Genomic DNA, 26,527 nt, shown 5'->3' with positions numbered 1-26,527 from the left:
ACAACACGTCACTTGCGGCGGCGACTGGCGCCACCGCCGCAAGGAAGGATTACTTGCCGGCCATGGCCTTCAGGTTGGCAGCATACTTGTCGACATCATCCTTGCCGATGATGACGGTCGGGATGATGATCAGACCGTTGGCTGGAACGCCAGACTTGTCGCCCTTGAGATAGGCTGCCATCAGCTTCATGCCCTGATAGGCCCATTCGAACGGCTGCTGCACGACGGTCGCTGCAATTGTGCCTTCCTTGACGCCACCAAGCGTGATCGGATCGTCATCGAAGCCGACGACGGTGATCTGGCCGAGTTTGCCTGCGTCACGCAGCGCCTCATAGATGCGCGGCGTGTTGTAGGAATAGAAGCCGACCATGCAGGTCACGTCGGGGCTGGCAACCAGCGCATCCTCGACGTTCTTCTTGGCACGGGTCTGGTCGATGTCGTCGCCGCGAACGTCCGTCAGCTCGATCTTCGTCCCCTTCAGCCCGTCCTTCATGCCCTGGATGCGTTCCTTGGCATTGTCGGCGCCAAGAAGTCCGACGAAGCCGATGCACTTGCCGCCATCAGGCATTGCCTTCTTGGCGATTTCAGCGGCCTGCTTGCCAGCATCGACGTTGGACGAGCCGATATAGGCGACACGGTTGGTCTGGGGCGCGTCGCTGTCGGTGGTAAAGAGTGCGGTCTGCGAACCGATCTTGTTCAGGCCGTCCGTCTGGGTCTTAGGATCGACGGCGGAAACCATGACGCCTTTGACACCAGCGCTCACAAGGTCTTCCATCAGGCGCTGTTGAACGGCGACTGACGCCTGTTCAGGATATTTCAGCTGCATGTCGTAGTCTGGCATCTCGCCCTGAGCCTTCTTCACGCCGGCCTCGGCAGCCTTCCAGAAGTCGGAAGCCCCGTTGACGACGAACGCGAGCGTGGGCTTGTCGGCAGCATGGGACACCGCCACAGGCGCGGCACTCAGCATCAATCCGGCGAAAAACAAGGCTGCATTGCGTTTCAGCTGATTCATAATACACCTCCCGAAGGGCCGCAGTAGCAAGGGCCCGATTGCAACTTGCGGCCGGCCGGATGCGCGCCCCCTCCTAGGGCGGTCGCGAAGCGACGAATGGCATAGGGTTCCGATCGCTCCATGACGGTATACAAGAATTTTAATTAGTAAATAGTATTATCAATGCAGATCAAAACATTTCATAGAATGGCAGCGGAAATGCATTTTCGCGTTCGGATATGGCCACCAGCGGCGCACAAGTATGTCACTTCATGCGATTGCTAACGCAGACTGATCAGTGGTAATATTAATTACCAATGGTGAGCAAATGAACACCTTGACCAAATATGGGTAACGGACCTCCGCGGATGCGAAAAACCAGGATCTTGGACGAACACGAGCCCGCGGCAAGGAAGCCTGCACGCAACCGAAAGGCCTCTCGCCCCGAGCGCGTGACAATGATGGATATTGCCAAGGCGGCCGGTTGCTCGCAGGCGGCCGTTTCCTTCGTGCTCAACAACACGCCCGGCACCCGCATCTCGCAGTTGACCCGCGAGCGCGTGTTTGAGGCAGCGCGGGCACTTGGCTATATGGGAGCGACATATGCAACGCCGACATCTTACTCGGGCCTGGACAATGTGATCGGGTTTGCCGTCGACCAGCTCGCGACCAGCCCGGAAGCGATCGTTGCGATTGAAGGCGCGCGGCAAGCCTCATGGAACGCCGGCAATGTCCTGTTGGTGACGCAAACGCTGAGCGATCCCGTCATGGAGCCGAAGGCCATAAAAGCGTTGACGAGCGGCGGCATATCGGCGCTCATCTACATGACGATCTATACGCGCGAGGTTGAGCTTCCCGCCTATTTTTACAAGCTCAACATCCCGACGGTGCTGCTCAACTGTTATACGGCGGATTACGCCTTCCCTTGCGTTGTGCCGAGCGAGATTGCGGGAGGACAGAGTTCCACCCGACATCTGATCGCCCATGGACACCATCGCATCGCCACGATCACCGGCGAAATCTGGATGCAGGCTGCGCAGGATCGTCTTACCGGATATCGCCGCGCGCTCGCGACAGCCGATATTCCCTTCGATCCCGAACTGGTCATCGAAGGTGACTGGTCGGCCAGCGCCGGCTATGCTGCGACAATGAAGCTGCTGGCTTTGAAGGAGCCACCAACAGCGATCTTCTGCCAGAATGACAGAACTGCGATCGGGTGCTACGAAGCCCTCAAGGATGCGGGTCTTCGCATTCCCCAGGACATGTCGGTTGTGGGTTACGACGACGAAGACATATCGCGACATCTCGTTCCCCCGCTGACGACGTCTGTCCTTCCCCATCTCGCCATGGGCCAATGGTCGATCGAACATCTCAATCCGGAAAGCCTTCCTGGCAAGAAGCGGTATCCGATTACGAAGCTCGAATGCTCTCTCGTCAAACGTCACTCTGTCGCGGCACCTCCGGTCAAAAGGCCAAAAATCCACCACAGCGAGCAAAATGCGCAATAGTGCGGTCGGCGGTGCAATCCTAGCAAATGTGATCAGATACCTTCACCCACTCACATAGGCTCCTCATCGAGGCGGTTATTGCGCGACGACAGCCGCGCAATCCCCCGGTTTGAGCAACCCTTTAAAGTGGCGGGCGATGAGGATGCCATCCATCTTCGCGACGAGCTCGACAGGCGCTTCGCCGGAACTGGCAAGTTCCTGTCCGGCATCACGACACGAAAGTGATGAATCTGTCCGACATTTGAGAACATACGGTGATCACGCTGCGAGGATGGATGTTTCGCGCCGCAGTGGCCTGAGATCGATGCTGTCCGTCGGGGTCCAGATGTAATCGCCGGTGAGACTGATATGCTGCCACCCGAGCGGGGTGATGTGTTTGATAATGTCGGGCGGCGTGGCGATGCCTTCCCGGTTGAGCTCGGCGAAAGCCGGTTCGAGATAAAGCGTGTTCCAGTAGACGATGGCATTGATCAGAAGGTTCAGTCCTGACGCCCTATAGAACTGGCTCTCGAAGGTCCTGTCCCGCAGTTCTCCGAGACGGTTGAAGAACAGCGCGCGGGCCAAGGTGTTCTGGGCTTCGCTCTTGTTGAGTCCGGCGGTCGCGTTCCTGCGCATTTCGGGGCTCTGCCACCATTGGGGCAGGAAGATGGACCGATTGATGCGCCCGATGTCGCGTAACGCAAGCGCCAATCCGTTCTGGCGCGGGAATGCGGACAGCTTCGCCAGCAGGGTCGAAGGCCGGACCTGGCCGGAGCGGATCGTCGTGACGAGGCGCAGGATGTCATTCCAGTTTGCCTTGATCCGCTCGACATTGATGGGTTCGCCGACGAGCGACGCCAAGTTTTCGGGAGGTGTGTCGCCTGGGAAGAGATAAAGCCTGCGATCCTTGAGACCACGTAGCCGAGGCACGAGCTGGAAGCCGACGAGATGGCAGAGGGCGAAGCTCATATCGCTGACCCCGCCGGTATCGACATAGTGGGTTTCGATGGCGAGATCGCTACCATGATAGAGAAGACCATCGAGGACATAAATGGCCTCGCTCGCATTGGCGTTCATGGCGATGATGTAGAAAGCGCCATACTGGTCGGAGGTGAACCGATAGAATTTCGCTCCGGGATTGGGGCCATAGCGGGCGTTGAGGTCGCCGATCGCCTCGGCGTGCCCTCCTGCCGGAAAATACTGACCGTCGGAGGATGACGTGGTTCCGTCGCCCCACAGCTTTGCGAGAGGCAATTGCCTCTGGGCGTTGACGAGAATGGCGTGCGCGGCGGCGTAACCCTCCTCGCGAATATGCCAGTCGTGCGCCCAGGCGAGCTGGCGCATGGTTATTCCGGGGGAAACATCCGCCATTCTGGTGAGGCCGAGATTGATGCCGTCCGCCAGAATGGCGGTGAGGAGCGCAAGCTTGTTGTCAACCGTCCGACCGCTGCGCAGATGGGTGAAGGTGTTGGAAAATCCCGTGCGGGCGTCCACCTCAAGCAACAGATCGGTGATGCGGATCGCAGGCAGACGGCTTTCCACCTTCGGCTTCAGTGACTTCGCGATGTCAGGAAACATGGCCTTGTGCGGCGTGACGCTGAAGCCCGCCCCGGTCAATTCGACATCGTCAAGTTCGCCGGCTGTGGCCAGACGGGAAAGGTCGCTCAGTCCGTCGTTCAGGATCTGCCGTTGCTGGTGGAGGTAGGTTTCCACGTCGGTATCGACGGCAACCGGAAGCGGGCCTTCCTCGCGCATCAGCTCGAATGTCGGCGTGGGGATGAGGAAGCTTTCAAAGGACTGGAAGCGCTTGGCTCCCTCGACCCAGACATCACCGGCATCGAGCCGGCGTTTCAGCTCGCTGAACAGGCAGAGTTCGTAAGCCCTGCGATCGATCTTGCCATCCTGCAGAACAAGGGTCATCCAGCCTTTCGGTGCGAAGGAAATGGGAGCGTTGTCCGGTATCGTCCGTTTGCCGGTACGATAGAGATCCGCGACCACGGAGAGCGCCCGCAAGAGATTCGCCGCCACGGCGTGACCGCGGAACACGAGGGTCGAGAGAAATTCCGGCGCCATTTTCCGGATCGTCGGATAGCGCTGGAGCATTTCGATTTTACCGTCGATGACATCCGGCGCGATCAGCGTATCGACCGCCCGGACACTGGTCGCGAAGACCGGCCATTGAATGACCTGTTCAAGCGCTTTGGCGATATCTTCGCCTTTCTCCCTGGCCTCGATGATCGCATGGCAAGCTTTCGAGACGTCCTTCAGCGGCTTCTGCACCTCCCGGACAGATCGGGTGACGCGAGCGGCTGCCTGGTTGTCGGCTCGCCGAGTCAGGATGCCTATGAGTTTTTTGAACATGTCGATGGCGCAGTCGGTCAGATGGCGGGAAAGGTGCAACACCGTCGCGGCCAGGACGGCATGCCGGCGTTCGGTGTTGAGGTCGCGCAGATGCTGCGCGCTCATCCGCATCCCCTCTGCGGCGAATTCATTGAAGACCTTGACCGGAATGCGCTCCATCAACGTCACCGGCAGGGCCAACGACCGAAGAAGGCGAATGCGCTCGGCGATCCTGTCGAGGTTGACGGCGGCTGGCGACAATGCTGGTGACCTCGCCCAGGCAAGAACTGTCACACCCGTCCCCTCACGCGGGTCGAGAAGTTTATCCAGTTCGACCTTCTGGACCTCTGACAGTCCGCCAGCCAGGGCCCGGTGAGCGATGCGAACACCGCGCCTTATCGCCACATGCGTGATGGCTTCGAGTGCCGCGCGCGCCGGCATAAGGATACATCGGCGTCGTAATTCCTCCACCACCATGTCCGCTAACGCATCGGCCTGGCGCAGGGTTTGGGCGGCAGGCGTCAGCCAGCCGGTCAGCGCCCGCACATCCGAAGGCGCGAACGGGCGAATCTTCATCCTGTCGAAAAGCAGGGTGAGATGCTCGCGTCGTGTCTGCGGACGCTCGAAATAGCGATCTATCTCGCGGTGATCGACGCCGATTTGCCGCGCCAGAAAACGCGAGAGGCCAAGCGGCAGAACTTCGCCATCCGCAAGCGGTCGCCCCGGATATCGCAGCATGGCCAGAACACAGGCAAGTCCCAGCCGGTTGGATGCCTTGTTCTGTCGCATGATCAGATCGAGGTCCTGCCGGTCAAGCGTGTAATGTTTGGCGATCTCCCTTTCGTCATCCGGGATGGTTGTCGCTTGTTGCCACCATGCCTCGCTCAGCAGTGCCCTTCGTGCCATTCCTTGATCCTCCAATTTCGTTGCGGTAGCTGCACCGAACTGGAAAATGCATGTCCGACAAACGACCGTTTCGCGGCTTCCACAGATTTTGTCCGCAAACCTTGCTCTGCGACGGCAAATCGGACATTGTCCGGATCCAACGACAAAACGGACAAATCACCTACATGACCGCTATCGGCTACGCGAGGGTCTCAACCGGGGATCAGGATACGGCACTGCAACTCGACGCTTTGCGCAAGGCTGGTTGCGAGAAGCTGTTCGAAGACAGGGCGTCGGGCGTGAAGACCGACCGTCCGGGGCTGGCCGAAGCGATTCGCTATGTTCGGGACGGCGATACGCTCACGGTCTGGAAGCTCGACCGCCTCGGCCGATCGATGAAGCACCTCATCGAGATCATCACCGAACTGGAAGCCAAGGACGTCGGTTTCCGATCCATCACCGAGAATATCGACACCACGACATCCGGCGGTCGCCTTGTCTTCCATCTGTTCGGGGCGCTGGCTCAGTTCGAGCGTGATCTGATCCGGGAACGAACCCGCGCCGGCCTTCAAGCCGCAGAGGAGCGGGGCCGGCGCGGCGGCCGACAAGCGGTGGTAACGCCGGAAAAACTCGCAAAGGCCCAACAGCATCTGGCGGCCGGTCTCAATGTTCGCGAAGCTGCCGCTCGCGTAAAGATCGGCAAGACAGCGCTCTACGAAGCGCTCAAAGCCGAGAAACTATGTGAAATTCAGAAGACAAATGGAGCGAGCAGAATAGAAGTGGAGTGAGCCTCGGCAAGCACGGCGAGCGCAGCGTCGCAGAAGGGTGGAAAACTGACGATGTTGCCGCCTCCATTTGCCGGGCATGACCCGGAGCGGACTGTCGCCTGATCCGGGCCGGAAGAACGATCGCGCTATTTTTGCGGATCCCCTGAGACGGCACCTCCGAACTGACGCCGCAGCGTAGGCTTACCGCTAAGGCGTCTCATGCCCGCGCATGCTGGTTTTTTCGGGTATTATTCCGTTAGCTGCAATTATGAACTGCGAAACTCGGCCGTTCTCACAGGCGGCTAACCGCTCCTCCCTTCACCTATTAGAGGCAAAATTGCTCTCATGCAGCAAAACAACACCCTCGACCTGATCATCGGCGGCCTGGTTGTCGCCGTCATAGTCCTCGGCGTCTACCTCTATCGCGAGGAAACGAAGCCGGCCGGCGTTGAAGTCCCGCTTGACCAGAATGGCGTGTCCGTTCAGGAAAACTGATGTTGAAGGCAGAGGGGAGAATTGGCAGTGAACCACCGTTCATGAGCCGTTTCCATGGCCGCGACTATCACCCTTGATGCCTCTAGCACACGTCCATCGGCGCCCACCGGTTCGGCGTTTCTCACCCATTTTCGATCCTATCGTTGCCACGCTGACTGTTTAAAATGAGCGCTCTTGGTGGTAGTTTTGCCATTCGAGCATGCACAATGGACCGGTGTGGCCGGAAAAAGATCGATGACCGGGGACAATTCGCGAATAGTCTCCGAAGAGGAGATTGCTCTCTACGATGCCATTGAACGAGCGATCGCGAATGTTCGCGCGGCTCTTGCTGAAATCGATCGCGCCTGGGTTCGCATCACTGCGGAACGGCCCAATCCGACTGCGGCTGCTTTCGCGGCTCTGGATACGGCAGACGCGATGCTGACCGTCGCCCGCGAAGATCTCGCCCGCGCCCGCGCTTCGCTCATGGCGTATCCCCGGACGAGACGCATCCAGTAATCGTAAGAGATGCGACGGATTTCGTCCGCCGCATCTCACGACCGTGAAGTCGATGTCAGGTCGCCTTCACCTCGATCTTCCTCACGCGCGACAGCGCTTCCTCCGTTTTTGGGAGCGTCACAGTCAGGACACCATTCTTGAATTGCGCGGCGGCCTTGTCCGTATCGACGCCCGACGGGAGCGGGATCGAGCGGTAGAACGACCCGTATGAGCGTTCCAACAAGTGATACCCCTTCTTGCTCTCTTCCTGCTCACTCTTTTTTTCTCCCTTGATCGTGAGCGCGCTGTCCGTCAGGGAGACATCGACGTCCTTCTGATCGATTCCAGGAAGTTCCACCGAAACCTCGAGCGCACTCTCGGTTTCGGCGATGTCCGTTCGCGGCCCACCGGTATCCCAGCGCCCGAAAGCGCCGAACGGTTGATCGAACCGCTTCCAGAAGTCCTCGAAGATACGGTTCACATCGCGCTGCAAAGAAAAGACGGGGTTTCCATCGTCTGACTTCGCAATTTCGCTTCCCTTGTTGTTGCCCCAGGGGATCAGATCTCTAATCTGCATGGTCAACCTCCTTTCTCCGGACGAACTACGCCATCTTCAACTGGATCTTTCTCGCCTTGGCCGGCGCGGCCTTCGGGAGGACCAGCCGCAGGACGCCGTTCTTCTGCGATGCCTCGATACTGTCCCGATCGATATCCTCGGACAGCGTGAAGACGCGCTCATAATTGCCCGCGCCATATTCGGCGTAAATTTGGCGATAGTTGTCATGCTGCTGGTCCGTCGCGTAGCCGCGAATCGCCAGCGTCCGCTTCTCGAGGGTGATGTCGACACCCTCCGAGGCGACGCCGGGCATGTCGACGAGAACAACGACATTGTCCTCTGTCTCATAGATATCGGTGCGCGGGACAAACACCGGGCGCGAACGGGTCGGTTCGCCACCGTCAAGCTTGCTTGGGACCCGGCGCTCGGTCGTTTTCAGTTCCTGAGCCATGTTTGCCTCCTTATCCTTTGATCTGGATCTTCTTCGGCCGATCCGTCTCAGGCCGGTGCAGTTCAACTTCGAGTAGCCCGTTGGCGAAACGCGCCTCGACCTGTTCCGGATCGACGCGGAAAGGCAATTGCACCGTTCGAGAGAAGTTTCCGTATACTCGCTCGCGCCGGTGCCAAACGGATTTCTCGTCCTCTGCCGGCGATCCGCGTTCGCCCGTCAATGTCAAGGTGTTCTCGCGAACCGTGAGATCGACATCGTCAGGCGCGATCCCAGGCAATTCAGCAGTCACCGCCACGCTGTCCTCACCCATCCAGAGGTTGACGGGTGGAAACTCCTGGGCGGCTTTGGCTGTCATGTCGGACAAGCGCTGATTCATTTCCTGCTGCATGCGCCGCATTTCCAGAAACGGGTCGAACCCGATGCGGCCAAAATCCGATACCAGCATGTGCTTCCTCCTTCGTTTCCTAATCAGCGATGTTGCTTGCGACGTGCCAAGCACGTGCAGGCCGGGGGCCGAATGGATCGGAGGCTGTCGGGACGAGACGATGAGAAGACCGAGACGGTCGAGCGCACAGCGCGCTACGCAAGTAGGTGGGGGGTCGGGCAGACGCCGGACCATATCCTCCTTGCGAAGCGATATGAACCGAACCCGGTCCAACGCATGAGTGGACCATCGTTCCCGTGCCAGGATCCGAGAGGGGCATCCGGCAAGAATGAGGTAGGTGAGCAAAACGCGCGTTTCAAGGGCCGACGTTGCTTGAGAGTGGATCAATCTTTGCTCGGTCGGCCTCTGATCTCACTGAAACGAGCGGCCTGGCTTTTTGCGCTTTGATCGCTTCCTGGCCGGTGCCTGGACCAGCTTCTCCGTGGCTCGCGGAGACGTGTTCGAGCGCTCGGGCAAGGCAGTTCTGGTGGATGCGCAGTTCGGGCTCTTGCCTCTCGGCGAAGGCTATGGGCGCCTCCCGTCAGGGAAATTTAAGCTCGACCTGGACGTATGATGATCCCCTCCTGTGTAGCCCACCAATGAAGGGTGCGTTCAAACACCAACCCTCGGTTGCCGACGCGTGCCGAAGTCATGACGGAGCGCCAAGCCGGAAAATTCGTGCCGAAATTCGCCCGCTCAGCGATGCCCGATTGGCGGGAAACCTCATCGGAAGGTTGGCGTTCGCAGCCAGCCAGCAATTCAACCGGCTAAGGTTCGTCTCCTCGTTTTGTGTCAGCAGCTCCGTTATCGACCCTTCTCGTTTGAAAGAGGCCGGTCGAGGCCTTGGGGCGCAGAATTCATCGAGCCGGCGAAGCGCATCCATGACGGCATCGAAAGTCACAGGAGCCGCGAGGGGCTTGGAAGAGCAGACGGTCCACTTGAAGACCGGTTCCCTGTCGTGATGCCAGCCTCCAACAAATATGGCCGTCATGCCGTGTGAAGACGTGTCAGCGAGACGCGTGCCGGGGTCGAGCCTACCCCGGAACGAGATCAATCACGGGGAAAAGTCAAGGCTTGCGCGCGTGCCAGCGGATAAGGGCTCGTAGCGCACGATGCTTCCAAGATTCGTCGCCATCGCGCGAACGATCTTGCTGCCCAGGCCGGTCCCCTTCGCATCTCCTTCGCCATTCCAGCCTATCCCGTCGTCCTCGACGACCAGCACGGCGATGTCCTCCCTTCGAACGAGGCGAACCCGATTTCGCCAACGGCTCGCGATTCGTAGGCATACTTGAATGCGTTGGTCACAAGTTCGGTCACAACAACACCAAGCGAGACGGCCTTGGAATCTGCATCACCGAAAAGAACAAGCCGAGCTAGCGGATCGCATGGGCGAAACCGTCGTAGTCGACGGGCTTGGTGATGTAGACGTTTGCGCCAAGATCATAGCAACGTTGGATTTCGCGCTGATCGTCCGTGGTGGCCATGGTGGGCTTCCTTCGTCAGGGTTCGTCCCGATCGGTTCCTCTGTGCGAAGATCGTCGACTGTCAAGGCGCAGGCAAGGATACCCCGTGCCTACACCGTGAACCGGGTGTGTTGAGGGGGGCAGACGGCGATCTGTTCGCTCGGATCGTTAATCGACGTCGACAAGTGGTGGGTTGGAAGACTTGAAATCTGCTCTGTCTGCGCCGATATTTTCTTCACTTCTTTTCATCCGGTTTGAATGCGAAAGGAGGACATCATGCTCAACCCGGAATTGGTTTGGATGACTCCCGTCACCGTTCACATGAAGGACGGGGCGTCCCAGGTCTTCGCTTCTGTCAACGACGTGCTCGATTTCCTCGAAGGGGATTGGGCCATCTATCGCGGCAGAAAATACAATCGGGCGGTTCAAACGTGCCGCCGTGCTCTAAACCGAATGACGCCAGTCGCCATCGCGCGCGAAGCGTTTATGGACGCCTGCCGAGACGCGGGCATGTCGATAGGCGCGGATGGACCGCCCGGGGCGAAAACAGGTACCGGCGGTCAACGCTCGCTTACCTAGAATGGCTGGGCTGGGGCACTTCTTAGTGCCCCAGCCTTTCGAGCATTCGCTCCGGCGCACCGGAGCAATTCGCCATCACCCTTAAAGCGTTCTGATAGAGCCGCCAGACGCGATGTCCGGGCATTTCGGTTGATCGTGTCAGGCCCACGTTCGCCTTTACGGCCCCTGGGCCACCGTGCGGACGGAGGGTGCGGGGCGTAGATCTCGTCACTCATGGTTGGCTGCCCCATCACAGTGACAATCGGGCTCTTGAAGATCAGTTTCCGCAAAAATACGTCGTTTCGACGCCGCCCTCGACGGGTGCGGCCTACCTGCCTGCCGTGCGACCACCTGGGTCCGCTCGTGAAGAAAGGACGGTTGATCCAGGCACTAGCGGACTGGTGTCCCTCGTCCTGGAGATCACCTCTACTATCCGAGCCGCCGCTTGGCATCGCCTGCCTTCGCGCTGCTGCTACTGGTTGAAGCTCTGCGCTATCGATGGCTTCCACGGGAGGAAGGCGGTTTCGGAGGCGGGCTCACTGCCGCCCGCGCCAGCCTACCTTGAAAACCACGCAACAAGCGCTGCTTACCGCGCTAGCTTAGCTAGAGAGGCCGCGAGCGCGGCCCCCCACTCCAGAAAGCCGGTTTACGGGTGTACTCGACCGCCGCCCGGCTTGGCCTTGATCATCCACGGCAACACCGCAGGAGCTTTCACAAGGATGCCCTTCTTGTGCGCAAAGGAGCGGAGCGCGTCGCGCGCCACCTGAACTGGTTTGTGGCCGTCATGTGCCAGGTAGCAGGTCTTCAGCGTCGCGTCATGAATGATATCGCGATCTCCTTTGGACCACTCCTCGAGGAAATCGATCGCGTCGTCCAGGTTTGTGATTTCGAGGATCAGATCCTTCCTTTCACGCAGGTAAACTGGTCGGTCAAACATCTTCGTGTGCATTTCCACCTCACTGAATTCGTTGGTTTTCAACAAGGAAAGCGCTTTTGGATGGCGCCCGTCAAAGATTTATTCTCGCGGCTTGGCGAGTTCAAGGGGTGGAGCGTGCATTATGCATCCACGCTTATATGCAAACTCAAAGGTCCGGGGCGGACCGCGGGTTCGAGAGCATGGCCGCGCTCTTTCGTCGCGGGCTTTCCTCCAAGGGTGTTCCGCCACTATTCGCCTACGCAAAGATCGTCGATCTGCCGAGACAGTCGATCACAATCGCCTTAGTCGTGGTAGCTGCAGCCCACGGAGATAATCGGGCTCTTGAAGATCGTATTTCGCAAAATTACATCGTTTCGCGCAGCGTGCACAGCACGCGAGAACACCGTCGATCAAGCTTCATTCGTGGAGGTTGTCATGGAAAATGGACTGATGGAAAGCAAGAAAGCACAGGATTGGCTCAATCTGGTTCTCGCAGTCGCCCTGTTCGTTTCACCTTGGGTGCTCGGCTTCGCCAGCGAAACCATACCGGCGTGGAACGCATGGATTGTCGGAATCTTGCTCGCCGCTCTGGCGGTCGCCGCTCTGTCGGCGTTTGCTGAGTGGGAAGAGTGGTTGAGCCTGGTGCTCGGGGTTTGGCTGATCGTCTCGCCCTGGCTGCTTCAATTCGCGGCGAACATGAACGCGATGTGGACCCACGTGGTCCTTGGAGCGTTCGTCGCCGCCGTGTCGGCCTGGGCGCTTTGGGACAATCGGCAGAACCCGCATGCCCACGCATGATCGAGAATTGGAGTACGGCCCGCCGTCTCAGCGGCGGGCTCAGACTGCTGACAAACCCGTCGATATTTTCGGCGGGTTTTTGTTTTGGGGTTTGCGCTGTCGAGTGGATTGCGGCGGCTTGTATGTGTCGTCGCGGGGCGCATGACGTTTGCTCAGGCGGGGCTTGGGTTCGGGGCCCTGGTCAGAGGAAGAACCTGATTAAGTGCAAAACGACAGGACCTTCGCCATGACACATCATTCGATCACAAACGAGATCGGCAAGCTTTCGAAGCATCGGATGTGGGCCGGAAATCTCAAGCCGCTAACACGCGCCACGCAAAGGGGCGCATCGTTTGGCGATCGCCGGCCGTGAAATGCTCCAAGGCCCGAGGCTGTCTGTGCTTACTCGAGAATCTTGGGGACCAGGAAGAAGTTGCGCTCACTGAGAGGTGCATTCGCCACGATCTCTTCGGCATGATTGCCTTCGGTCACCACGTCCTGGCGCATTTTCATAGTTGTTGGCACAACCGAGGTCATCGGAGGGATGCCTTCGACATCAACCTCCAAAAGTTGCTCGATGAAGGTCAGAATTTCGTTCAGCTCGCCACACATTTTTTCAGCCTCGTCTTCGCTGAGTGCGAGACGGGCAAGGCGGGCAATACGTCTAATGGTCGCGATATCTATCGACATAGGCTCCGTCCGATTTGATGGCTTCCGTCGCTTGCGCAAGATTTTGCCGATCTGAGCCTTCTGCCGCTAACACTGACTGCCTACCAGAAATCTGGCAAGTCAATCTCGACGGCCCGCTGCATTCCGTTCGCTATACGCATCAGTGCCTGATCCGGCCGAACGAATGGCGCCGTATTGAAGGTGAGTTCAAGCTGCACTGAGATTTGCGAAAATTCTCCAAGGCGGCACTTGAAGCCGGATTTCACAAATACCAGATCATCTGCCGCCAGCCGCTGACAACAGGGCCGGCAATGCTGGAAGCGCCGTCTTTCGGCGCTCCATACCCATGTTGCTTTCAGGAGGATATGGCTATGGCAACATCTTACGACTACACACCTCTCTTCCGATCGAGCGTTGGCTTCGACCGGCTCTTCAATCTTCTGGAAAACGCCCAGCGCGACCGTTCGATCAGCGATTGGCCGCCCTATGACATTGTCAAGACGGGTGACGACAGCTACCGCATCTCGATTGCGGTTGCCGGCTTCGCCGAAGGCGACCTCGACATAACGTTCCAGACCAATCTTCTCACCGTTATTGGCAAGAAGCAGGGTTCTCCGTCCGAAGCCTACCTGCACCGAGGCATCGCCGGCCGCCCGTTCGAACATCGTTTCGAGCTTGCCGACCATGTCAGGGTGAGTGGAGCGGGATTGAACAATGGTCTGCTGACCATCGATCTCGTCCGGGAGATTCCGGAGGCATTGAAACCGCGCAAGGTCAGCATTCAAAGCGGTTCCGCTCTCGGACGGCCGGACGCCGCGCCGCAGATCGAAGCCCAGAGCGCCGCTTGAGCAAGTTTCCACCGGAGGGCGACGCTGTAGTGGCGTGCTGCAACATCGCGGGTTGGAAAGGAGAGAGTTATGAAACCCGATATGTTCGAGAACCCTGTGCGTATTCTCGTCGGCCTTGGATTTCCGACGGAAGTGAGAAGCGTGATGGACGCTTACCGCCATCTGGTCGAGTGGCCGATATCACTCAGGGATGGTCCGCATTCGGTTGCGCTCAAGGCGTGCCGCGCCGCCTTGCGCGGCGAGATCGAAGCTGAGACCGCACGTGGGTTGTTTGCCGCCTTCGCGGAAAAACACGATCTGCTGGCGCCGGAAACTGACCCGGTAACGGCGACTTATCCGAGGTGGAGTCGGGATCCACACGTAAGCTGAGGTGAACCGATGATGGACGATATGTTTAAGCAGATTGCCGCAACTGCCGTGAACATCGGACCGGAAGTTCTAGCATCTCACTGGTCGCCGTTTCGACGTCCAATGGATGTGGTGAAGGCTCCTGCACTTTCTGTCGATGATAAACGGGCCATTCTCGCCGCGTGGGCTTCGGACTTTTACGCGATAGATTCGAAGCCAGCTCTCCGTCATATGCCAGGAACGCCTGAGCCGGTTTCAATCGATGAGGTTCGGTCTGCCCTGCGAGAGCTCGATTCGCGGTACGATATCTGACGGAGTTATCTGGGCGCCTGCTTCAAAGCCTTGCCAGCTTTCCGACGGGCGGTTCTCATATGAGGCGGCCCGTCAAAGATATACGGACTGGGAATTCAGTTCACATTGAGAGAATGCCTTCTTCAGACGGCACGGTGCCAGCTTTCGCTTTTCATTATTGTTCCGGCGGCCGCTTTTAGGCCTGGAGGAGCGGTAGGCTGTGGTGCGGTTGAGCCGCACCTTCTCCTGGCTGATGGTCTCGCCCTGGCTGCTTCAATTCGCGGCGAACATGAACGCGATGTGGACCCATGTGGTCCTCGGCGTGCTCGTCACCGCCGTGTCAGCCTGGGCACTCTGGGACTATCGGCGGAACTCGCATGCACATGTATGATCGAGAAAAGGAGAGCACGGCCCGCCGCTTCAGCGGCGGGCTCTTCCGAAAATTGGCGATGCCGATCGATGCGCCGATCGCGCAGCAACGGGGATTGAATGGTAGAGCTTGCCGGCGATATCAACGAAAACTAGGGACGGCGGCTCCTGTCGTCTACGACGGTGCAATTCAGTTTCTGTCGCTTTGCGTAGGCAATGGCGGCATCGCGGGTTGGGAAATGCAGTTCAACCTGAGTCAGCGTGTCACTCCCGCCAGTGTAGCCCATCAGATAGTCGATGACGGGTGGGGCTTGCCGTTCGAATACCAGCAGCCAAGGTCGCCCCGAGACGCGCGCCGAAGTCATCACAGAGCGTGACGGGCGAAAAATGCGTGCAAGGGGTTCCGTCAACCACGTCATCGGTTTTTGCCACGCGAATAACCAGCCGGGCACGTTGGCACCCGGCTGGCTTGCGGCGGTCGGTATTATTTGGTGCTGTCGATCGTGATCCGCTTGACGTTGGCTCGCGCCTTTTCGGTCTTCGGCAGCGTCAAGGTGAGCAGACCGTTCTTGAACGTTGCGGCGACCTTGTCCTCATCGACTTGGCGACCAAGGGCCAGCCGCCGTTCGAGGCGCCCGTAGTAGCGCTCGCTGAACCGGCGATCCTTGTCCTCAGTCTCCGATTTGTTCTCGCCGCGAAGCGTAAGCACGCCATCTTCCAGCAGCACCTCGATGTTGTCTGGTTCGACGTCTGGTACCTCCGCGATCAGGCGGATTTCGTTGTCATTCTCCTCGATTTCCTCGTGCGGCCACGAACCATTGAAGGGCGACGTGCCACCGAGCAACGATGGCGGGCCGAAGCCGCGGAAGACTTCGTCTCAACATAGGTACGAGGGAGCGCCAAGAAGCTTGGGGCTCCCGGACTGGTGTCGACCCACTTGGGCGTCGATGAGAATGAGGTGGGGATCATGATGCCTTGCGTCAAGAGGCAGCCACACCATCCAACCACCAGCGACGTGAAATAGTCTCATGAATTCATGCCGGTAGCACTCGACCTGGTGGAGTGCTAAAAAATTTCTGATTCCCTCTTGAAACTCGAAAAGACAAAAACCAGATCGATTTGCGCGCGATGCCGAAAGGGTCGGCGCGCCCCGCGTCGGTTCGCTCCGAATGCGGCGCCGAGGACCCGTTGAAAAATCTGTTTGTCGATGAGGAGAGCGAAATGACGTTCCGTCCGTTGCATGACCGTATCCTGGTTCGCCGCATCGAGGCCGAGGAAAAGACGGCCGGCGGCATCATCATCCCAGATACGGCGAAGGAAAAACCACAGGAAGGTGAGGTCGTTGCCGCCGGCCCGGGTGCGCGCGACGACAGCGGGCAGTTGCGACCGCTCGATGTGAAAGTGGGTGACCGCATTCTGTTCGGCAAATGGTCGGGCACCGAGATCAAGCTCAATGGCGAGGATCTCCTGATTATGAAGGAATCGGACGTGATGGGCGTGGTCGAGATCGACGCCGTAGCGAGAAACGCAGCCTAGTGCCGATCCGGACTTGCCAGACAAGGAATGCTGCCTGAGGAAGGAGTAGAAAAATGGCTGCCAAGGAAGTGAAATTCCATTCCGACGCCCGCGAAAGGATGCTGCGCGGCGTCGACATCCTCGCCAATGCCGTCAAGGTTACGCTCGGTCCCAAGGGCCGTAACGTGGTGATCGACAAGTCATATGGCGCGCCCCGCATCACCAAGGACGGCGTGACCGTCGCCAAGGAGATCGAGCTTGAGGACAAGTTCGAGAATATGGGCGCACAGATGGTGCGGGAGGTTGCCTCGAAGACCAGCGACATCGCTGGTGACGGCACCACCACCGCGACTGTTCTCGCTCAGGCGATCGTCAAGGAAGGTGCGAAGGCTGTGGCGTCGGGCATGAACCCGATGGACCTCAAGCGCGGTATCGACAAAGCAGTCGAAGCTGTGGTCGAGGAACTGCGGCGGAACGCCCGTAAAGTCACCAGGAACGACGAGATCGCCCAGGTTGGCACCATCTCGGCCAATGGCGACACCGAGATTGGCCGCTTCCTCGCAGAAGCGATGGAAAAGGTCGGCAACGAAGGGGTGATCACCGTCGAGGAAGCCAAGACCGCGGTGACGGAGCTGGAAGTCGTCGAAGGCATGCAGTTCGATCGCGGTTATCTCTCGCCGTATTTCGTCACCAACCCCGAGAAGATGCGGGTTGAGTTCGAGGAACCCTACATCCTGATCCACGAAAAGAAGCTCTCGAACCTGCAGACATTGCTGCCGGTTCTCGAAGCGGTCGTTCAATCTGGAAAGCCGCTGCTGATTATCGCCGAGGATGTCGAAGGCGAGGCGCTGGCGACGCTCGTCGTCAACAAGCTGCGCGGCGGCCTGAAGGTGGCTGCCGTCAAAGCGCCGGGCTTCGGCGACCGCCGCAAAGCGATGCTGGAGGACATAGCGATCCTCACTGGCGGAACCGCGATCTCTGAAGATCTCGGTATCAAGCTCGAGAACGTGACCCTCAATATGCTTGGCCGCGCCAAGAAGGTCGTCGTCGAAAAAGATAACACGACGATCGTCGACGGCTCTGGCTCGAAAACGGAGATTGAGGGCCGCGTCGCGCAGATCAAGGCGCAGATCGAGGAAACCACGTCGGACTACGATCGCGAGAAGTTGCAGGAGCGCCTGGCCAAGCTTGCTGGTGGCGTTGCCGTCATCCGCGTCGGCGGCTCAACCGAGGTCGAGGTGAAGGAACGCAAGGACCGCGTCGACGACGCGATGCATGCCACGCGGGCGGCCGTCGAGGAGGGCGTGCTGCCGGGCGGTGGTGTCGCTTTGCTGAGGGCCGTCAAAGCACTGGACAACACGCAGACCGAGAATACCGACCAGAGGCACGGCATCGACCTCGTTCGCCGCGCGATCGAAGCGCCGGTGCGCCAGATCGCCGAGAACGCGGGTGCCGAAGGCTCGATCATCGTCGGCAAGCTGCGCGAGAAGACCGATTTTGGCTATGGCTGGAACGCCCAGACCAACGAATTCGGGGATCTTTACGCTCAGGGCGTGATCGACCCGGTCAAGGTCGTTCGCACCGCGCTGCAGGACGCGGCCTCGGTCGCCGGCCTGCTGATTACCACCGAGGCAATGGTCGCCGAGAAGCCGAAGAAGGATGTACCGCTTCCGCCGATGCCGGGAGGTGGCATGGACTTCTGACTGCAACGATAAGTCCGCGCCCCGACGGGGCGCGGGCTTTGGGTAGACTTGTGAAGTAAGAGATGCATTGCGCCTGAATCGGCGCGGCGTTTCGATATCGGACTGGTGCTGGTTTGGCAGGAGCCAAAATCGTGGCTCCGATGAGGCTGGCCCCGAGGGCCCGCCCCCTGCACCGAAGGAGGATCTGAAGAATTCGGGGCCAAAAATGACCACGCGTTCGTCGAAATATGTTGGCGTATTCGCCGCACTCGTCCTCATCCTGGTTCCTGCGCCGTTACCGGCGGCGCGGCCGCAGTCGGCGATGTCGGCAAGCACGCAACCCCCGCTCGCTGATGTCTTGGAGAAGGTCACGCCGGCGGTCGTCAACATTGCAGTAAGGTCTCGCGTTTCCGCCGAAACCAATCCTCTTTACAACGATCCCTTCTTCCGCCGCTATTTCAACCTGCCTGAGCAGGAGCAGCGGCTGAGCGCGGGCTCCGGCGTCATCGTTGACGCCGACAAAGGCTATATCCTCACCAATCACCATGTCGTCGCGGACGCCGGCGAGATTGCGGTAACCCTGAAGGACCGCCGCCGCTTCACGGCCGAATTGGTCGGCACCGACAAGGCAACGGATATAGCGTTGCTGAGGATCGACGCTGACAAGCTGACGGCGCTTCCGTTTGGCGATTCCGGTGCGCTGCGGGTCGGCGACTCCGTTGTCGCGATCGGCAATCCGTTCGGGCTTGGCCAGACCGTCACCTCCGGCATCGTCAGCGCCCTTGGCCGTGGCGGCATCAATCTCGAGGGCTATGAGGATTTCATCCAGACGGATGCTTCGATCAATCCCGGCAACTCGGGAGGCGCACTGGTGACAACAGACGGCATGCTGGTCGGCGTCAACACCGCAATCATCGCGCCCACCGGCGGCAATGTCGGCATCGGCTTTGCGGTTCCGATCGCGATGGCGTCGGCCGTGATGGAGCAACTGATCGAGCATGGCGAAGTGCGGCGCGGCCGGATCGGCATCTTCGTCCAGGACCTGACGCCCGACCTGGCCGAGGCGCTGAGCATTGCGGAAAGCTACGGCGCCGTCGTCGGCAGCGTTGAGCAAGATTCGCCCGCGGCACAGGCGGGCCTTCGAGCTGGCGATGTCATCATCGCCGTCAACAATCGCAAAATCACGGGCTCGGCAGATCTCCGCAATCGTGTCGGCCTGGCTCAGGTCGGATCGGAAGTCGAAATCGAATTTCTGCGCGATCGGGTTCGCAAAACGGTGTCAATGCACATCGAGCCGGACGAGGCAATTGCCAAGCCTGGAGCCATGCCCGCTCGCCTTGAGGGCGCTGAGTTCCAGGATGCGGCCGGCAACGTGGTTGTTTCCAGCGTTGAAGATGGAAGTGCTGCGGCCCGAGCCGGTCTGCGCATGGGCGATGTGATCGTTGCTGCCAATCGCCGGCCTATCGCGACCGTCGGACAGCATCGATCTCAGGCCACTGCGGCGCGAAACATCCATCCTCGCAGCGTGATCACCGTATGTTCTCAAATGTCGGACAGATTCATCACTTTCGTGTCGTGATGCCTGTCCGGTTATGGACCGTCTGCCGGTCCCGGTCCGGATCCGGCTTCGCCGTTGCCGATCTCGACCGGTTGAAACAGGTTCCCAATCTCGTTGCCGACACCACCACTTAAGCCGTACACCAACATCGTGAGGTTTCCGGCTCAGGCCCGCCAGCGCAGCAGCCTGGCTTCTGCCGCACCGGCGAGCCTGTTGAGTGAAAACCCGACAAGGCCGAGAATGATGACCCCGACCATGACAAGTGCCATGTCGAAGCGCTCGCGTCCAGCAATGACTAGGCCGCCGATGCCTGGACCGACCGCAAGAAAATACTCCGCCCCGACGGTCGCCAGCCACGAATAGATGAGGCCGAGATGGATGCCGGTCGCGATCGCCGGGAGAGCTGAAGGCAGGTAGATCCTGGCAACGCGCTGCCAGGGTCGAAACCGCAGCGCCCGACCGACCTCCACCAGCTCTGAAGGCGCGTCCTTGATACCGTCATAGGTGTTGAGGGCGATGGGAATGAAAGCTGCAAGAGCGACAAAGACCACCTTCGCCTGCTCGCCGAAACCGAACCACACGGAAATGAGCGGTATCCAGGCAAGCAGAGAAATTTGCTTCAGGCCGTTGAAGGTCGGCATGACCAGCCTGTCTCCGATCCTCGTCACGGCAACGACCGTGCCGAAACCGACACCGAGGATGCAGCCAATCAGAAAACCTGCGATATTGCGCAACAGACTGGCTGTGAGCTGGCCCGTCAGACCATTGTCGATGATCTCGCGCTTGGCGGTCAGGACGACATCTTCGATCCCCGGCAGAAAGCGGGGATCAACGAGCCCGAGGCGGCTGGAGGCCTCCCACGCGGCGAGAAGAAGAAGAGGAAGGGTGAGGCCACGTCTTATACGGACAAGCCTCGTTGACGCTTCGGCCATCGTCAAAGTCCTTCTTTCTTCCAGCGCTGGATGAAGACCTCGGCGCCATTCAGGCCCTTGTCCATGGCAAAGCCTATGAGGCCGATCACGATCATCGCGATGATCACGGTATCAAGCCAGAACATCTGTCTTCCCCACACGAGCAGGTAGCCGAGCCCTTCGGATGACGCCAGGAGCTCGACCCCGACAAGCGAAGTCCATGCGTGCGTAAGGCCATAGCGGATGCCGGTAAAAATGGAAGGAATTGCGCCCGGCAGGACGATCAGGCGAAGCGTCTGCCACCGGCTGAAACGCAGTGCCTTGCCGACTTCCACGTATTTGCCGGGAACACTGCGGATGCCGGAGAAGGTATTGAGCGTGATCGGCACGAGAGCGCCCTTGGCGATGATGATGATTTTCAGTGTCTCCTCGATGCCGACCAGCAGCATCAGAAGCGGGATCCATCCAAGCGTCGGGATCTGTGCGAAGGCTAGGAACGTCGGCTTAATATAGTCTTCCAAGCGCGCAGACAGGCCCATGGCGATGCCGAGACCCAATCCCAACCCCGCGCCGATGGCGAAGCCGAAGACAACGCGGCGCAAGCTGACTGCGGCATGGTAAAGCAGCTCCCCGCTCATGATCATGTCACCGGCGGTCTGCAGTACATAGGACGGCGCCGGAAGGATCTGCTCTGGCAGCCAGCCTCTCGCGGAGGCGAGCCACCAGAGGGCAATCAACAACATGGGAAGAAGCAAGGCCGAGAGCGAAGAGAACCGTCCCTTGAAAAACCTGCGCCCGTTCGGGATGCCGTCATCACCGGCGATTTCAAGAGGGATTGCCATCAGCCTGCTGCTCCAATGCTCTGCTTACGAGGAGACCGGCTTGCCGTCAGCGCCATAGGCTTGCCAGAAGTGCTGCAGGTTGAGCCGTTCAATGGCGCTTTTGAGGTAGCGAGGCTCGAACCAGCCCTCAAGATCGACATCACGGCGGATGAGGCCGAATTCCTTGCTCTTCGCCGCCTGCTCCTCGTATTGCGACACAAGCAGGTCATCGATCAGCGGCGAGTTGCGGTAGGCGAGCGTGTCACCCTTGAAGTACTCCTCCAGAATTGGAACTGGCGTTCCCGACTTGTGCCACAGCTCGAGAAGTGCGGTGCGGTTCGGCTCGTCCGACGACCATTGCGCCGCCTTGACGAAAGCATCGACGACCCGCTGGGTTATGTCGGGATGGGCATCGATGAACGCCTGGCGGCCGATGACGCCGGCATTGCGGCCGAAGCGCGGATCGTCCCCCTTGGTGGTATAGATGATATCGGCTGCACCCTTGGTGGCGAGGTTGATCAGCTGCGTATCGCCGAATGCGGCGTCGATGTCCTTGCTGGTCAAAGCAGCAACCGTGCCTGCGCTGTCGAGATTGACGACCTGAACGTCGCGCTCCGTCAACCCATTAGCCTCCAGCACCTTGATGGCAGCCAGATGACCATTCGTGCCGCGCTGGAGGGCTATCTTGCGGCCCTTCAGATCCGCGATAGATTTAATACCGCTATCTTTGGCGACGGCGAGATAGAGCGGCTTTCTCGCTCCGCTTGCCAGGAGATACCTGGTCTTCAGCCCGTTGGCACGGCCGATCAACGAGGGAAGATCACCCTGGTAGGCGAAGTCGAGCTGATCATTCGCAAAGCCTTCGTTGACGGCAGGGCCCGCGCCCTTGAAGAAGGTCCATTCAATCTTGATGTCCGGATCCTTGGCAAATTCCTTCTCCAGAAATTCGCCCGCCCGGGCGGTCGCGGCAGACGTGCCTTCCGCGTAAGGACGATTGTCGACGCCAATCGCGGCATAGCCGACATGAATGACCAGCGGTTCCACGGCGTGGACCGTGGCCGGGGCGGTCGCGAGCATCAGTGCGAGGCCGGCGACCACGCGTGGCAGAAATGCGCGTTTCATAGTTTCTCTCCGTTTTTTGAAGCTTATCTGGCGAGTGCGACTGCACGTTCGACGTGGCTGCCGTCATCGGCTGATTTCAACCCCTTGGGCTGCGTGCTTTCGCCCGTCGCATGAAGGCTCTTCAGGACACGATCGCGCACGTTGGCAATATCGCTGGATGTACGCCGGCGTGGGCGCGCCAGCTTGACCGGAACCACTTCGCGGATGCGGCCAGGACGCGGCGACATGACGACGACGCGATCCCCGAGATAGACCGCCTCTTCCACGTCATGCGTCACCAAAACCATCGTGATGTTTTCCTTCGCCCAGATCTCCTGCAGCTCGTCCTGCAGGCGTGCCTTGGTGATGGCGTCGAGTGCCCCGAAAGGCTCGTCGAGCAGAAGGACGTTCGGCCGGCTGACCAGGCCACGGGCAATGCCGGCACGCTGCGCCATTCCCCCGGACAATTGATGCGGGTAGACATTGGCAAAACGGGAAAGTCCGACAAGCTCCAGATGTTCGCGCACAAGCTCTGCCTTTCGCGCCTTGGTCAGCTTGCTGTTCAGAAGGCCAAGAGAGACGTTTTTCTCGACCGTCAGCCAGGGGAAGAGGCGCGGTTCCTGGAAGACGATGCCCCGATGAAGGCTGGGTTCGACCACTTGCTCGTCCGCATGGCGGATGGTGCCGGATGTCGCGATATCCAGGCCTGCGAAGAGACGCAACAGCGTCGACTTTCCGCAGCCGCTGGCACCGACAACAGTGACAAACTCGCCCTGGGCAATATCCAGATTGATGTCGTCGAGCGCGATCAGCGGCTCCCCGTCGATCTGGAACTGCCGGGTTATGTGCTCGGCTGTGAGATGGGGGCGGTTCATGTCGATCACCCCTACTCTGCCGCGGCCTGAACGCGCGCCGGGTGCCGGGGTGTGCTAAGGCCAAGATTTTCGCGCAACGTCCTGCCCTGGTATTCGGTGCGGAACAATCCGCGGCGCCGCAGTTCCGGCAACACGAGCTCCACGAAGTCCCTTAGTCCGACGGGCAGATGCGGCGGCATAACATTGAAGCCGTCTGCCGCCCCGGTCGTGAACCAGTGCTCCATCTCATCCGCGATCCTGCTCGGCGTGCCGACGACCTGCCAATGGCCACGCGCGCCTGCGATCCTCAGATAGAGCTCGCGGATCGTCAGGTTTTCGCGCCTGGCAAGATCAAGAAGCAACTTTTGCCGGCTCTTGCTTGCGTTCGTGTCCGGGAGGTCCGGGATGGGGCCGTCCAGGGGATATTTCGAGAGATCAACGCCACCGGTCATGCCGTTCAACATCGACAGGCCGACCACCGGATGTATGAGATCCTGAATTTCCTGGAATTTCGCCTCAGCCTCTGCCTGTGTCCGGCCGACGACCGGGAAGATCCCCGGCATGACCTTCAACTCTTCCGGCCCGCGTCCGTATTTGGCAAGTCGGTTTTTGAGATCCTTATAGAAGCCGCGAGCATCCTCGATTGTCTGATGCGCGGTGAAGACAACCTCAGCGGTACGCGCGGCAAGCTCCTTTCCCGGTTCCGACGAGCCTGCCTGTACGAGCACTGGCTGACCCTGAGGCGCACGGGCGACGTTCAGTGGCCCGCGTACCTTGAAGAATTTGCCCTTGTGATTGAGGATATGCTGCTTGTCCGGATCGAAGTAGACGCCGCTTTCCTTGTCGCGCAGGAATGCGTCTTCCTCCCAGGTGTCCCACAGTCCGCGCACTACATCGGCAAACTCTTCGGCCCGCTCGTATCGTTCCGCATGTGCATAATGCTCATCGCGACCAAAATTATGCGCTTCGTGCTCACTGGACGAAGTGACCAGGTTCCAGCCCGCTCGGCCGCCGCTGATGTGATCGAGCGAGGCGAATTTCCGCGCGATATGGTAGGGCTCGTTGTATGAGGTGGAAGCTGTAGCGACGAATCCGATGTGCTTGGTCACCGCCGCCAGAGCCGACAGCAAGGTAATCGGCTCGAACTGCGCCACATAGCGGACAGCTGTCCTGCTCAATGCCTCTATGTCCGTCCCGCGCGTTCCAACGCCGTCAGCCATGAAAATGAGATCGAATTTCGCCGCTTCAGCCAGCTGCGCAAGCTCGATATAGTGAGCAATATTGGAACCGGCGTCCGCCTGCGCCTCCGGGTGCCGCCACGCGGCCACGTGATGGCCCGTCGGATAGAGGAAGGCGCCAAGTTTGAGCTGTGGTCGCGCGGCACTCATGTGTGTCTCCTTGGTGAGGGAGACGATAGGCTAGCAGCAACAATTAATATCTATAGAAATAGTATTCTATTTCCTGTGTCGATGCGAGATTTTTGCCGCGTGCAATGGCGCCTATTGAATGACGATGTTCTGCCGTGGCACCGGTCGGAAAGATATTGCGTCGATAGCGCCGCTGGCGCAATTGTCGCCTTCGAAAAGAATTTCTCTACGTAAAATCAATCAGATATTTCTGGACCGAAAAGCCAGCCTGCGGCGAGCGGGCGCAGAAGTACCTGCGCCTGGGCCATTGCGGCGCTCTCGTGGGCTTCGAGTTGACGCACGGCAGCGAGGCCGGACGCCGCTTCGTTGACAGCCTTCAACTGCGCTATCCCGTCGCCGATACGGTGACGCGCGCGCTTTTTTTGCGACAGGGAGCGGGGCTATTTCCGTGCTCGGCAGGTTCGTCCATGAACCATCAGCCATGTGTAGGAGGTGGCGTCCCTGCCCCTGGACAGATCCGGACCAGCATCCATTTTTGCATCTGACGTGCAACTGCGATGGCTTGGAAGCCGGTCGTTTAGCGTGACGACTTCGCAGTATCTTCCGAAATGCGCATGTCCTTGCAGGGACCGGCCGAGCGGCGCTCGATAATGCGCGAGGCGATATTGATGCGGCGAGCGGGGTCGCCTGGTCGCCGCGGCGTCTCGATGCGCTCAAGCAGGAGGCGCAGGCCGACCGCCCCACACTCCTGACCCTCCATTCGCACGGTGGTTAGCGGCGGCGAGATTTGTGTTGCCGGGGAAAAGTCACCGAAACCGATGACAGAGACGTCGTCGGGAATGCGATAACCCTGACCGAGCAATTCGGAGACAACGGTCAGGGCAAGACCGTCATGGGCACAGAAAAACGCCGTCGGCCGCACGCCGCTCTCCTTCAGCGCGCGAAAAGCATCGGCGAAGGCTCCCTGTTCGTCGAACTGCATCACATGAAGCGCGACATCGGGATGACTTTCGGCGATCTCGCGAGCGCCGTAGAAGCGCTCACGGCGTCCCCTGTATCCGGGCGCACCGGACACGTAGGCAATCGAGCGATGGCCGAGATTGATCAGGTACTGGATGACCGCCTGGCCTGCCTCATGGTCCGTGCCAGTGATCTGATCGGCCTGCTCCAGCGGGTCGATCCAGCCGAACCGGACGATCGGAATGCCGGTTGCCGTGGCAGCCGCAATCGCATCGCGATCATGGGGGCCGACGAGAAGCAGCCCGGCGCAGGCACGGGCCAGATCCTCCAACTGACGAGCGCTATGCGTCCAGTGCACGCGCAAACCCATGCCGAGCCTTTGGGCCTCACCCTGCATTCCATTCTGGACCTGCATGTAGAGCTCGCTGTTAACTGGATCGAGATCGTGAAAAACAACGGCGATATCGTTGGAACCCGCCTGGGCCGCCGGTTTGGCATAGCCAAGACGTACGGCCATCTCGCGAATGCGCTCGCGCGTTTCCTCGCTAACGCCGCTCTTGCCCGCCAGTGAACGCGAGACCGCATATTTCGAGAGGCCTACCTCCCGCGCGATCGTCTGCAACGTCACTCGTCCCCTGCTCCCCAC

At 59.5% G+C, this 26,527-nt stretch carries 27 protein-coding genes and 7 pseudogenes; 15 read left to right on the top strand and 19 right to left on the bottom strand.

Annotated elements, in window-relative coordinates; all coding sequences use genetic code 11:
* Positions 1-49: 49 nt before the first annotated feature.
* On the bottom strand, positions 50-1,012 hold the full coding sequence (locus IB248_RS02340) for a sugar-binding protein (protein WP_025658530.1): 963 nt from the start codon (positions 1,010-1,012) through the stop codon (positions 50-52).
* Positions 1,013-1,449: 437 nt separating this feature from the next.
* Between IB248_RS02340 and IB248_RS02335 the strand changes: the two genes are divergently transcribed.
* Complete coding sequence (locus tag IB248_RS02335; RefSeq protein ID WP_246733568.1) at positions 1,450-2,499, top strand: LacI family DNA-binding transcriptional regulator; 1,050 nt, start codon at positions 1,450-1,452, stop codon at positions 2,497-2,499.
* Positions 2,500-2,574: 75 nt separating this feature from the next.
* Here the strand turns inward: IB248_RS02335 and IB248_RS31495 are convergent.
* Both IB248_RS31495 and IB248_RS02325 read right to left on the bottom strand, forming a co-directional pair.
* Positions 2,575-2,685, bottom strand: a pseudogene (locus tag IB248_RS31495) (N-alpha-acetyl diaminobutyric acid deacetylase DoeB); the annotation flags it as partial.
* A 72-nt stretch (positions 2,686-2,757) separates the two neighbouring features.
* On the bottom strand, positions 2,758-5,724 hold the full coding sequence (locus IB248_RS02325; protein ID WP_169680757.1) for a Tn3 family transposase: 2,967 nt from the start codon (positions 5,722-5,724) through the stop codon (positions 2,758-2,760).
* 164 nt (positions 5,725-5,888) lie between these two features.
* On the opposite strand from IB248_RS02325, the gene IB248_RS02320 reads away from it, so the two are divergent.
* From IB248_RS02320 to IB248_RS02310, 3 genes are all read left to right on the top strand, one after another.
* Positions 5,889-6,491 (top strand): recombinase family protein, encoded by a 603-nt coding sequence (locus tag IB248_RS02320; protein WP_192240258.1) that lies wholly within the window; start codon positions 5,889-5,891, stop codon positions 6,489-6,491.
* Positions 6,492-6,815: 324 nt separating this feature from the next.
* Positions 6,816-6,965, top strand: coding sequence for a hypothetical protein (locus IB248_RS02315; protein WP_169680755.1), 150 nt, complete (start codon positions 6,816-6,818; stop codon positions 6,963-6,965).
* A gap of 234 nt (positions 6,966-7,199) precedes the next feature.
* Complete coding sequence (locus IB248_RS02310; protein ID WP_113515276.1) at positions 7,200-7,463, top strand: hypothetical protein; 264 nt, start codon at positions 7,200-7,202, stop codon at positions 7,461-7,463.
* A gap of 55 nt (positions 7,464-7,518) precedes the next feature.
* Here the strand turns inward: IB248_RS02310 and IB248_RS02305 are convergent, their stop codons facing one another.
* From IB248_RS02305 to IB248_RS02285, 5 genes and pseudogenes are all read right to left on the bottom strand, one after another.
* Positions 7,519-8,019 (bottom strand): Hsp20/alpha crystallin family protein, encoded by a 501-nt coding sequence (locus IB248_RS02305; RefSeq protein ID WP_169680753.1) that lies wholly within the window; start codon positions 8,017-8,019, stop codon positions 7,519-7,521.
* A gap of 25 nt (positions 8,020-8,044) precedes the next feature.
* Entirely contained in the window at positions 8,045-8,449 is a 405-nt protein-coding gene (locus IB248_RS02300) for an Hsp20/alpha crystallin family protein (protein WP_169680751.1), read from the bottom strand.
* Positions 8,450-8,459: 10 nt separating this feature from the next.
* The gene (locus IB248_RS02295) at positions 8,460-8,894 is read right to left on the bottom strand and encodes an Hsp20/alpha crystallin family protein (RefSeq protein WP_169680748.1); all 435 of its coding nucleotides are present in this window, start codon (positions 8,892-8,894) and stop codon (positions 8,460-8,462) included.
* Positions 8,895-9,927: 1,033 nt separating this feature from the next.
* Positions 9,928-10,214 (bottom strand): annotated as a pseudogene (locus IB248_RS31490) (sensor histidine kinase); the annotation flags it as partial.
* Positions 10,215-10,246: 32 nt separating this feature from the next.
* Positions 10,247-10,357: pseudogene (locus IB248_RS02285) on the bottom strand (response regulator); the annotation flags it as partial.
* 255 nt (positions 10,358-10,612) lie between these two features.
* Here IB248_RS02285 and IB248_RS02280 point away from each other — a divergent pair.
* Together IB248_RS02280 and IB248_RS31485 are read left to right on the top strand one after the other, a co-directional pair.
* Complete coding sequence (locus tag IB248_RS02280; RefSeq protein ID WP_246733610.1) at positions 10,613-10,915, top strand: DUF982 domain-containing protein; 303 nt, start codon at positions 10,613-10,615, stop codon at positions 10,913-10,915.
* A 342-nt stretch (positions 10,916-11,257) separates the two neighbouring features.
* Positions 11,258-11,459 (top strand): annotated as a pseudogene (locus tag IB248_RS31485) (hypothetical protein); the annotation flags it as partial.
* A gap of 81 nt (positions 11,460-11,540) precedes the next feature.
* Here the strand turns inward: IB248_RS31485 and IB248_RS02275 are convergent.
* On the bottom strand, positions 11,541-11,843 hold the full coding sequence (locus IB248_RS02275; RefSeq protein WP_169680744.1) for a DUF982 domain-containing protein: 303 nt from the start codon (positions 11,841-11,843) through the stop codon (positions 11,541-11,543).
* A 402-nt stretch (positions 11,844-12,245) separates the two neighbouring features.
* Here IB248_RS02275 and IB248_RS02270 point away from each other — a divergent pair, with 402 nt between their 5' ends.
* Positions 12,246-12,608, top strand: coding sequence for an SPW repeat protein (locus tag IB248_RS02270; protein ID WP_169680742.1), 363 nt, complete (start codon positions 12,246-12,248; stop codon positions 12,606-12,608).
* 381 nt (positions 12,609-12,989) lie between these two features.
* Here IB248_RS02270 and gatC read toward each other — a convergent pair whose 3' ends face one another.
* Complete coding sequence (gatC, locus tag IB248_RS02265) at positions 12,990-13,277, bottom strand: Asp-tRNA(Asn)/Glu-tRNA(Gln) amidotransferase subunit GatC (protein ID WP_060585941.1); 288 nt, start codon at positions 13,275-13,277, stop codon at positions 12,990-12,992.
* A gap of 86 nt (positions 13,278-13,363) precedes the next feature.
* Between gatC and IB248_RS31480 the strand changes: the two are divergent.
* The 5 genes and pseudogenes from IB248_RS31480 to IB248_RS02240 all read left to right on the top strand — a co-directional run.
* Positions 13,364-13,477, top strand: a pseudogene (locus IB248_RS31480) (protein usg); the annotation flags it as partial.
* Positions 13,478-13,627: 150 nt separating this feature from the next.
* Positions 13,628-14,104: an Hsp20 family protein gene (locus IB248_RS02255; RefSeq protein ID WP_169680740.1), complete on the top strand. Its 477-nt coding sequence runs from the start codon at positions 13,628-13,630 to the stop codon at positions 14,102-14,104.
* A gap of 69 nt (positions 14,105-14,173) precedes the next feature.
* Positions 14,174-14,473 carry a DUF982 domain-containing protein gene (locus tag IB248_RS02250; protein WP_113472162.1) on the top strand — a complete coding sequence of 100 codons (300 nt, stop codon included), beginning with the start codon at positions 14,174-14,176 and terminating at the stop codon, positions 14,471-14,473.
* Positions 14,474-14,482: 9 nt separating this feature from the next.
* Positions 14,483-14,764 (top strand): hypothetical protein, encoded by a 282-nt coding sequence (locus IB248_RS02245; protein WP_060585934.1) that lies wholly within the window; start codon positions 14,483-14,485, stop codon positions 14,762-14,764.
* A 226-nt stretch (positions 14,765-14,990) separates the two neighbouring features.
* Positions 14,991-15,134: pseudogene (locus tag IB248_RS02240) on the top strand (SPW repeat protein); the annotation flags it as partial.
* Between the two features lie 130 nt (positions 15,135-15,264).
* On the opposite strand, the gene IB248_RS02235 reads toward IB248_RS02240, so the two are convergent.
* The gene (locus IB248_RS02235) at positions 15,265-15,531 is read right to left on the bottom strand and encodes an NADH dehydrogenase ubiquinone Fe-S protein 4 (RefSeq protein ID WP_113472164.1); all 267 of its coding nucleotides are present in this window, start codon (positions 15,529-15,531) and stop codon (positions 15,265-15,267) included.
* A gap of 65 nt (positions 15,532-15,596) precedes the next feature.
* Positions 15,597-15,989 (bottom strand): annotated as a pseudogene (locus IB248_RS02230) (Hsp20/alpha crystallin family protein); the annotation flags it as partial.
* Positions 15,990-16,333: 344 nt separating this feature from the next.
* On the opposite strand from IB248_RS02230, the gene IB248_RS02225 reads away from it, so the two are divergent.
* The 3 genes from IB248_RS02225 to IB248_RS02215 all read left to right on the top strand — a co-directional run bounded on the left by IB248_RS02225 (position 16,334) and on the right by IB248_RS02215 (position 19,888).
* Positions 16,334-16,648: a co-chaperone GroES gene (locus IB248_RS02225; RefSeq protein ID WP_058325139.1), complete on the top strand. Its 315-nt coding sequence runs from the start codon at positions 16,334-16,336 to the stop codon at positions 16,646-16,648.
* A 53-nt stretch (positions 16,649-16,701) separates the two neighbouring features.
* Entirely contained in the window at positions 16,702-18,330 is a 1,629-nt protein-coding gene (groL, locus tag IB248_RS02220; RefSeq protein WP_169680736.1) for a chaperonin GroEL, read from the top strand.
* A 205-nt stretch (positions 18,331-18,535) separates the two neighbouring features.
* On the top strand, positions 18,536-19,888 hold the full coding sequence (locus IB248_RS02215) for a Do family serine endopeptidase (protein ID WP_246733609.1): 1,353 nt from the start codon (positions 18,536-18,538) through the stop codon (positions 19,886-19,888).
* Positions 19,889-20,031: 143 nt separating this feature from the next.
* On the opposite strand, the gene IB248_RS02210 is transcribed toward IB248_RS02215, so the two are convergent.
* The 7 genes from IB248_RS02210 to IB248_RS02180 form a co-directional block, all read right to left on the bottom strand.
* Positions 20,032-20,799: an ABC transporter permease gene (locus tag IB248_RS02210; protein WP_192240189.1), complete on the bottom strand. Its 768-nt coding sequence runs from the start codon at positions 20,797-20,799 to the stop codon at positions 20,032-20,034.
* Between the two features lie 2 nt (positions 20,800-20,801).
* A complete protein-coding gene (locus tag IB248_RS02205) occupies positions 20,802-21,620 on the bottom strand; it encodes an ABC transporter permease (protein WP_192240188.1) in 819 nt (272 codons plus the stop codon).
* A gap of 24 nt (positions 21,621-21,644) precedes the next feature.
* Complete coding sequence (locus IB248_RS02200; protein WP_192240187.1) at positions 21,645-22,721, bottom strand: ABC transporter substrate-binding protein; 1,077 nt, start codon at positions 22,719-22,721, stop codon at positions 21,645-21,647.
* Positions 22,722-22,744: 23 nt separating this feature from the next.
* Positions 22,745-23,575: an ABC transporter ATP-binding protein gene (locus IB248_RS02195; protein WP_192240186.1), complete on the bottom strand. Its 831-nt coding sequence runs from the start codon at positions 23,573-23,575 to the stop codon at positions 22,745-22,747.
* Between the two features lie 11 nt (positions 23,576-23,586).
* The gene (locus tag IB248_RS02190) at positions 23,587-24,942 is read right to left on the bottom strand and encodes an LLM class flavin-dependent oxidoreductase (RefSeq protein ID WP_192240185.1); all 1,356 of its coding nucleotides are present in this window, start codon (positions 24,940-24,942) and stop codon (positions 23,587-23,589) included.
* A gap of 215 nt (positions 24,943-25,157) precedes the next feature.
* On the bottom strand, positions 25,158-25,301 hold the full coding sequence (locus IB248_RS02185; protein WP_192240184.1) for a hypothetical protein: 144 nt from the start codon (positions 25,299-25,301) through the stop codon (positions 25,158-25,160).
* Positions 25,302-25,498: 197 nt separating this feature from the next.
* On the bottom strand, positions 25,499-26,527 hold the full coding sequence (locus IB248_RS02180) for a LacI family DNA-binding transcriptional regulator (protein WP_192240183.1): 1,029 nt from the start codon (positions 26,525-26,527) through the stop codon (positions 25,499-25,501).

The organism is Rhizobium sp. RHZ01 (assembly GCF_014851595.1).
Taxonomy (GTDB): Bacteria; Pseudomonadota; Alphaproteobacteria; order Rhizobiales; family Rhizobiaceae; genus Rhizobium; species Rhizobium altiplani.
The sequence above is the reverse complement of the archived record's forward strand: the minus strand, read 5'-3'. Positions and strand labels throughout refer to the sequence as shown.